Origin of the sequence: Candidatus Methanoperedens nitratireducens, assembly GCF_000685155.1 — an archaeon.
GTDB lineage: Archaea > Halobacteriota > Methanosarcinia > Methanosarcinales > Methanoperedenaceae > Methanoperedens > Methanoperedens nitratireducens.
Genome location: NZ_JMIY01000009.1, coordinates 44,614 through 53,406, shown reverse-complemented (window position 1 = coordinate 53,406; position 8,793 = coordinate 44,614). Strand labels below are relative to the sequence as shown.

Annotated in this window: 7 protein-coding genes; all 7 read right to left on the bottom strand. The window is 47.0% G+C overall.

The genetic code is table 11. From position 1 onward, the window contains the following. Positions 1-200 precede the first annotated feature (200 nt). Genes ANME2D_RS17195 through ANME2D_RS16480 form a run of 7 tightly spaced genes read right to left on the bottom strand, consistent with a single transcriptional unit; the run spans position 201 to position 8,477 of the window. Entirely contained in the window at positions 201-611 is a 411-nt protein-coding gene (locus tag ANME2D_RS17195) for a cupredoxin domain-containing protein (protein ID WP_052369014.1), read from the bottom strand. 23 nt (positions 612-634) lie between these two features. Then, positions 635-2,047, bottom strand: a complete 1,413-nt coding sequence (locus tag ANME2D_RS16505) for a 4Fe-4S binding protein (protein ID WP_048094087.1) — start codon at positions 2,045-2,047, stop codon at positions 635-637. Further along, complete coding sequence (locus ANME2D_RS17190) at positions 2,044-2,493, bottom strand: cupredoxin domain-containing protein (RefSeq protein ID WP_052369013.1); 450 nt, start codon at positions 2,491-2,493, stop codon at positions 2,044-2,046. Before ANME2D_RS17190 ends, ANME2D_RS16505 begins: the two co-directional genes overlap by 4 nt. Further along, entirely contained in the window at positions 2,490-3,350 is an 861-nt protein-coding gene (locus tag ANME2D_RS16495; protein WP_048094085.1) for an ethylbenzene dehydrogenase-related protein, read from the bottom strand. Before ANME2D_RS16495 ends, ANME2D_RS17190 begins: the two co-directional genes overlap by 4 nt. Beyond that, entirely contained in the window at positions 3,351-3,920 is a 570-nt protein-coding gene (locus ANME2D_RS16490; RefSeq protein ID WP_048094083.1) for a TorD/DmsD family molecular chaperone, read from the bottom strand. Further along, positions 3,883-5,022, bottom strand: a complete 1,140-nt coding sequence (locus tag ANME2D_RS16485) for a 4Fe-4S dicluster domain-containing protein (protein WP_048094082.1) — start codon at positions 5,020-5,022, stop codon at positions 3,883-3,885. The genes ANME2D_RS16490 and ANME2D_RS16485 overlap by 38 nt, the downstream gene beginning before the upstream one ends. Beyond that, on the bottom strand, positions 5,019-8,477 hold the full coding sequence (locus ANME2D_RS16480; protein ID WP_198527465.1) for a molybdopterin-dependent oxidoreductase: 3,459 nt from the start codon (positions 8,475-8,477) through the stop codon (positions 5,019-5,021). Before ANME2D_RS16480 ends, ANME2D_RS16485 begins: the two co-directional genes overlap by 4 nt. Positions 8,478-8,793 lie beyond the last annotated feature (316 nt).

Here is an 8,793-nt window from a genome sequence, read left to right as displayed (position 1 = left end):
TGTAGTCCATTTTCTAAATACTGATTCGGGAGGGAGTTGTATTAAAATGTGCGGAAAATGGGCTCGATGTAATTCAGCTAATATTAACATCGAACTGGTACGAGCTTAAACGAACTCGGGCTGATGAGTTCGTTTAAGTTAGTTTTGAGTTCGTTGTTAATCGTCTTTTATAGTCGACTCTGTGGCTGATTTTGATTGATCTATCTCTTCTCCAGAACCACTACCCTGCCTGTCATCTGCATGTGCCTGTCACTGCACCACGTCGTACAGGTGTACATGAAGTTACCCGTCTTCTCAGGCGTGATCTCTATGGTAGCAACCTGGCCAGGTTTAATCTCTCCGTTTCCACTTAAGCTAATGCCAAGCCCGGGTATGGCAAAGCCATGGCTCACAGTGTCTATGTTCTTTATCTTTATCCGGTACGTCTCTCCCTGCATAAGTTCTATATCAGGCAGATTCCAGTTACCCCGCTCAGGGGCACGCGCTATGAGCTCGATGGTATTTTCCCGGGTCAGCTTATCCTCGTAGATGAGGGCACCTGCAATGGTGCCGACTGTAGCCAGAATGACGAGCAGCCCGGCCACGATCTCAGCGATATGTTTACTTTGCATTATTTCACCTCTCTAGTATTTTTTTATCCTGTAAAGAGCCATATCAGGAACATGGTCGCAGCGGTCAGGAATACCGCGATAGGATAGTAGCCCCTGACTGCTTCTTCCCTGTTCTGGAAGGTCTGTTTTGAGATCTTAAAGCCAATATCAAGCGACAGGGCAAGCCCGAGAAGCAGTGTCCCTATCTGGAAATAGGGCATAACTCCGGTCATGAACGGCGTCCACGGGAATTTTGCTGTACCCAGGAGATCCCAGCCCCAGGCAAACGGGTCTGAGATCACATGCAGCACATAGCTGCTGTTGGGGAACAGAATGCCGAAGCTGAAGGCTATCCATGCCATGAGCCCCAGGGGTACAAGCGTGTATGAGAAGTTGATGAACACCTTCTTGAGCGGTACGTCCTTTCTTCCGAGAACCTGAGATGCATAGGCGAATACAAGGAATATTCCGGGGAGCAGCAGGAGATTGAAGACAGAGTGTATTCCCACGAATGAGAGGTAACCCTCTATTGTATTTGCATTTGCCCAGTCCTTTAATATACCATACGGCCCCTGCATAATCAGGAAGAAGAACACAGATATGCCAAGCATGATAAAGGCTTTCCATGCTTCATCAAGCCCGCGCTTCTCATCCACAAGAAGATCCGTGCCAGGAGCGCGAAGGTTAAACACCATGTTGTCGTACTTGCATGTCTTGAAGCATTCAAGACACATGCCGCAGTAAGTGTTCCTCTTCATAGAGAATGGGGTCTGCATCCAGGGGCAGGCATAGCCTTTCTCGTTCCCTATCACGCATTCCCTGAGCTTGTGGTTCTTGCATACCTCAGGATCTTTGGCGCGTATCTCTGTCATGGCAAGGTTGGAGTACAATCCCTGGAAGCCGCTGACAGGGCAGCCGTAAACACAGAAGTTCCTACGCTCATAGATCATGGAGAGAACGATAGAGCCCACGATAATAGACATCAGGAGTATGAAGGTAGCAAGGGGACGTGTGGTTATGAACCCAGTTGTATATGTTGTGGCAAGGAACAGGAAGTTCATAAGCCACATGTTCTTCAAGGGCTTTGGCCATTTCTTGTTAAGCCCTATGAGCTTCTTTCTTACTCCTAAGAAGCTCCCCCTCTGCATCCACTCTGCAAAAGCCGGGAGCGGACATACCATGCACCATATCCTGGAAAAAACAGGTACCATGACCATCATCAGCAGTACCCACCAGACTATCCAGACGAACATTATACCAAAGTTGTAGTTGCCTGCTGAAACTCCACCTGTCAGTCCTGCCATCAGTATTACAGTGAAGACGAACAGGTTTAACACAATGGGCAAAAACGGCATCCATCTGCTCTTAAACATCCTGCGTACATAGGGAAGCGAGGTAAGATCGTACCTCCAGTCCACGGGGATTAATCCAAGTATCCTGTCTTTTTTGTCGTTCATGGCTTCTGCCTCCTTGAGACAAGTATTACAGAACCTATGAGTATGCCCAGTGCGAGCCAGATTGAACCAAAGAGCCGGTAATCTGGCTTGACCTTGAGATAACCTATCATATATGGATGGAAAGACCCGCATGTGACCGAGCAGCGCATCGCGAATTTCCCGGTCTCATCTGCCACGAAAGTAATGCTCCCGTCCTGTCCTGGCCGTGCATTGGTCTCAAGCTCGTATCCATCGATATATAATCCATGGTGTACATCCGTACTGATGAACCTGATAGTCACCCTGTCTCCCTTGTTCACCTCGATTATATTCGGGGTGTAGGAGAACTGCTTAGCCTCTATGGGTATCACATACTCCTTTGGCTCCTCAGACTGGGCTAGCATGAGCGGGAGGCCGGCCAGCATGATGAAAACAAGTATGCCCATGAGCAGCTTATCCTTCTTCATCTTGCTGCCCCCTTTGGTATTATCTCAAATGTCGTCCAGTCATGAGAGATCGATTTTCGGCTTCCCCTGTCACCCTTTGCTCCGTCCCAGACAGCAAAGGCAACGAGTTTATTTCCACTGGCATCAAATCTGGCATCAAGCTCAGGGTCGGCCTGTTTAAGGGAGCGCTTGAACACTACATGCCACATTCCATTATCCCACAAGCCTCTGCCCTCCACGTTCTGTGATTCTTTGGGCGTAAGCGTGCCTGCTCTTATAGCAAATACATCATTGACCGCCGATCCTGGCACAACTTTTGAGACAGCGAGGGTTTCGTTCTCCTCAAAAGGATAATAGAAATCTGAATAAGCCCCGGATTCTGGTGTCTCTTTTAGCCAGTATTCCTTATCCTGGCTTGCCTTCCACTGCCAGACATTTGCTCCACTCATAAAGCCCAGTATGATCGATGAGTTTTGGACATTATCTCCCATAGGGAACATGACTGCGCTTGCATCAGAGAACCTGTTCGTTCCCAGAACCCTATCCTCAGTATCATCCTTCCAGCCCATATAGAAGTAAATATCCCTTTCATTATGGAACGCCTTTACAGTAACAGGGGATATCAGGCTCTTTCCCCATGGCAACACCATGACCTGGTATTCCATCTCTATCTCTGTTGAGGGAACCGAATCCCAGATATCAGGTGAAATACCTTTATTTAAATCAATATCTTTGTCAATAAAGGGTATCTCAATGCCCATAGACATACTATGTTCCTGAGTAGCAGCAGGTACTCCTCTTGAGATCTCAAGTCCGTAAATAAGTACTGCTGAAGATAGCACTATAATGGCAATTAAGATAACGTTTTTTCTATTCATTTATGTACTCCTCCTGAAGAGTTCCTCTTCAGACCCTAAAAACTCAAGCATCTCGTTTGCAGTCTGTATATAGAAACTATTTTTACTTTTAGAAATAATTGCCCCGGCTATCTTCTCTGCAGCAGGCTGAAGGTGCTCAGTAAAGAACTTCCTCTGGGCACTGGTACAGATAAAGGCTTTCTCTTTTGAATCCGCTGTATTATCCTTATTAAGTGCATGAAGCTTCTTAAAGATAAGATAATACATGAATTCAAGCTCAATATGCAGTGAATCAGGTCTATCTCTATCAGGCTCCAGGCCAAATGCCCTGTAGAACCCCATGATATCAGATAGGTACTGCACCCTCTGGAATTCATTCAGGGCTTTATACTCTGTCCCATAGAGCCAGATGTTGTTTGCCCGAAAAAGTCTGTCATACTCCAATACCAGTTCCTTCCTCTCTTCATCTGCAAGCGAAAAGGACCCGAACAGGTTGTCATCCGGATAAGAGAACGCTGTAGCAAATGTTTTATACATAAGCATCCGCTCCCTATCAGGTAACACTGAATCTGCGTACATCTCTTTGTGCATCGTATTCCTCCCTGATTATAATCGGTTCTTTTAATGGTACCCTGATAAGCTCCTTGCCGTTATCGTCATAACCGGCACAGTAGCGGTCATTTGCATCGCCTTCAACCCTGAATGAGTGGATTATGTCATCCGTTGAGCCAAAAAGCATTAAAAGACCGATGAGTTTTTCATCTTCACTCGCTTTTTTATATTGCTCAACCGCATCCCCGGCCCCGGGACCAAATAACTGCCTGTTGAATCCCTCGGGCACATGTATGGGTGGTATATAGTACACATTCGGCCCGGTCCCAAACTGGGGATAAAGGGGAAGGGCAATTTTTTTGATGTGGACAAGATAATCAATGGGATTATCCTGTCTTGGCTCTTTCAAGTTGCTTATATAGCCAAACATCCTGATCTTCCCTATACAGTTCTGGACGCACTGAGTCTGCTTGCCCTGCTCAACAGCAGGGTAACAGGAGATGCATTTCTCTGATTTTCCTGTGTATGCCCTGAACATCGGTTTTTTATAAGGGCAGGCACGCACGCATTCCTGGTAGCCACGGCACCTATCCTGGTCTATAAGAACAATGCCGTCTTCTTTTCTCTTGTAGATGGCCTTTCTCGGACAGGCTGCAAGACATGCGGGATGGCTGCAGTGATTGCATATCCGCTGCAGATAGAACATCCAGGGCTGGTGCGGGATTTTTATGTAATCCCCATCTTTAACCTGCAGGTTTACTTCATCCTCTCCCAGGTTGGGGTATGAGTAGTCCTTCTCATCAGGGTGGTAGCCCAGTATCTCCTCACCATAGGGGGCTCCTTCAAAGATGGTCTTACCTGTGTATTTACCGCCGCTCCACGTCTGAGGGCCAAGTTCTTCTAAAAGCCTTACATCCCAGCCGAGAGGATAGAATCCCCAGGGCTTGCTCTCCACGTTGTTCCAGAACATGAATTCCTGTCCTTTACCAGCAGTCCAGGCATTCTTGCATGCTATGGTGCAGGTCTGACAGGCAATGCATTTATTCGTATCAAAGATCCAGGCAACCTGTTTATCGGGAGGTATATCCTGGAATTTATACTCCATCTCTCTTTTTAGCTGCCAGTTATATACTCTGGTCATAATAAAAATTCTCCTTTAATAAATCTTTTCATAGCCCCGTTCTCGTAGCCAGGACGGAAACCGAGTTGAGCAGGCCGCCAGAGTGGCTGCTCCACGCCGCCCTGCTCAGCTTTGCTGGCTTTCACAAACGATTCTTTTGGAGCCCCGACCGTACAGTGGATATCCGGAGCAAATCCTTTTCCGATCACCTGCCCGAAATATTCCTTGCGCACTAACGATTCTGTCATTAAAGTGGGCCTCAACCATGCCCGCGTAGCCGACTGATGGGAGCCGTACCTGAACATCGCCTGGTAGTCCGTGCGCGGATTATTTGCAAGCTTATCGGGATTGGTCTCATGACCCTCTACAGAACCATAGGTGGCTACGTACATATGGAACCATGAGCGTGCTATGCCTTTTGGAATCCCCAGGTAGTAGCGCGCCCGCATCATGGCACGGTGGATCCTGTAATCCTGCGGCTTCTCCTGCCATCCACGGAACGGCCTGTCCTCAGGATCGGCATCGATATAGACATAATCCCCATCCTCTATTCCCAGCTCTTTTGCATCCTCAGGGTTCAGGTCTATGTATCCTTCTCCAACCCAGGGCATCCTTTTATCCCTGCGGTACACATCCCCGAAAGGACCGAACCACAGGGACATAAGATCGACATCCACAGGCGTTGTATGCGCCCCGTGGCGGTACTTGGGCGTTATATAAACCAGGGTGAATCCATCCTTACGCCGTGGATGGACGGTTTTTGTAAGGTCTGCAGGCAGTATCACCACATTGCGCACCTGCCTTACTTCAACAGAGAGATCATCCCTGGATAATCCATAGTCCTCCGGGCCTTTTGGCCTTATCAGACCCGTTGCACCGCAAACGATCACGTTGGGTTCATGGAAAGTGCCATCCACAGGTTCGCGGTGAACAGGGATATTCTCGCCATGCTCTAAGAATTCATCCTCATCCCGGTAGAACTCCATTCTTCCTGATTTTGTGTAATGAGGCCTGTTCTCGTTGGACTGCTCCCAGCCCATGATCTTGGGATAGGTTCGCGTCATAAGAAGCGCAGGTATGCCTTCCTTTGCCCTGGCTTCCAGATCCTCTATATTGTAACCACGAAGAGCAGTGGAGTTATCTATGATCCTCTGAAGATAAACCTCGACCTTGTGCTCATCGACAAACTTCCAGTAATCAGCAAAGCGGCTGTCGCCTGTAACCCGGGCCAGTGCCTTGCCCACGCCGGCAAATGTTTCTATATCGCCGCGGGTATCATGCAGCCTTTTCAGGGGAGTCCCTGGAAAGATCTGCAAGAAAGGATTGGTGACTGCTGCTGTCATGTCAGGGAACTTTAACTCAGCCCATGAATCCACAGCGAAAACAACATCAGCATATTCACAGGACGCTGTCCACCACCAGTCATTCACCACCACGCATTCTATCCTGGGAAGCGTATTCATCACAAAATCATGATGCCATTTCAGATTCCCCAGGATTGAATTCCCGTTATTGAACCAGAAGAACTTGGTTGGAGTAGGAAGATGGCTCTGTCCTGTAAAAAGCTTGTTGCCTACCCTGAGGGGGCGGTCGCCGTAATTATAATAATGTGCCGATTCCTTTTTTGAGTAATTTTTGATGCGGGAATTATTAGATGAATCCAGCTCGATATCAAAAGGATTCTCATCGATATAATGGGGAAGCCCATTAAAATAGGCGCCCCGGTAGTTACCGGCAAAACTGCCAATGTTTCCGCCATGGAATCCTATGTTCTTAGTCAGGGCGCAAACAAGGAATATAGCGCGGTCTTTCAGGTCATTATTAAAGAAATGGTTCGGACCCATTCCAACCGGAATCAGGGTTTCTGATTTATAATTGGCGATCTCCCGGGCAAGATCGATGACTGCGGCCGGATTTACACGGCAGATATCGCCTACCACCTCTGGAGTAAAGTAGGAGACATGTTCTTTCATCAGGTCAAACACAGGTCTCACAGTGACTTTTTTACCCTCAATGGTATCAACTGTAAATTCACCCTCAAGAGCAAAATTTTTTACCGTGCTTGCATCGTCCCGCGTAACGACCTCTGCCTTGCTGGTATCCTGATTCCAGGCAACGAAATCTCCCCATTCATTGCGCAGTTTTTCAGTTACTATCTGGCGATCCTGTTTTATGTTTGGAGGCGCTTTCTCTCCTTCTTTAAGTATCTGTGTATTCCTCAATTCGTGCGGTTTATAATCCTTAGTTATATCCTGTGGCTTCAAAAGTTTAAGAGTATCCATCCGCACCAGGAGCGGCAGGTCGGTGTGCCCTTTCACAAAATCTATGTCGTAGAGGTTATCTCTGATAATGACATGAGCAAGCCCCAGTGCAAATGCTGGATCGCTTCCAGGACGGACCACTATAACACTGTCTGCCTTACTGGATGTTGACTGGTATTCACATGCCACTGTCACAACCTTTGTCCCTTTAAGGCGGGCTTCTGTGAGCCAGTGCCCATCAGGCATTTTTGTGGCAATCCAGTTCATTCCCCAGCAGATCACCATTTTTGCATTTTCCACTGTGGCCAGATCAAAATCTATTGTTTGCTGTCCGCATGTCATTGGATGTCCTGGAGGCAGGTCAGTATGCCAGGAGTAACTGTCAAATGCCCGGCCACCGAAGGCATTCTCTTCTCCTGCCCCTCTGATTCTATCATCCAGGAGGGCAAGTGAGTTTGCAAAACGGTTCATTCCAAATATCCTTGTTGCACCAAGAAGCGGCATCCCGCCGCGGAATTTCAGTGTTTGGGTCCCTGCACCGTGCATCGTCTCGATCATTGATTCATCGTAATCCTGCTTTCTAAGAAGCTCCTCCCCTTTCTTCTCTGAATACGTGGTTGCGATGTTTTCCATTGACCTTGCAACAATCTCGCATGCCTCTTCAAATGTAACCCGCAAAAAGGATTCTTTTCCGCGCTTTAGATATTTTTCTGGCATCCTCCCGTCTTCATCCCTTGGGAACCCATCATCGATCCATTTCTTGAAACCCTCCCTGACCATCGGGTACTTCACTCTTCTTGGCCCGTATATCTTGCGAACCATCACAAGCCCTTTCTGGCACAAACGCGGGTCCCATCTGTGGGATGCTTTATTCCCGTAAACATCCTCTGCTTTCCCGTAACCGTAACTAGGCCCGATCCTGGTGATTATGTCATTCTTAACATACCCACGGAGGAGGCAGTTATGGGTATCATTAGGAGCACACAGGAAGTGAACAGTAGAATCGTATCTAAACTGGTCACGGTATATCTTTTCCCAGTCTCTTTCAGGATAATAATCAAGGGGATTATCAATCTGAGGAATAAAATTCAAAGCCGAGAGCACAGGTTTGCTCATACTGAGGCCTGCAACGGCAGCCGAAGAGATTTTTATAAAATCTCTCCGCGTGATCTTTCCTCTGGTCAGAGCAGCACTGGTTTCCATTGCGGGACTCATGCTACATACCCCGGATCAAAACCAGTTGGTGTTCTTATTCTCTGCCAGTGAACTCCTGATATATAATCAGCAGCAGTGCGACTCAAAGCCGCAAACTTTTTTCTTGATATCATGAATGATCTCCTATCATATCGATAACTATCTGCTCATATTATTCGTACACATACGAATAATAATCATATTTTATGTAGATATATCTTATAAATTTATCTATTATATATTATAATTATTATTTCAAAACCGGTTATGACCTATAGGCAGAATAATTGCTAATTTATATATTTATTTATTTTATAAAATCAGGCAAAGGAAGAAC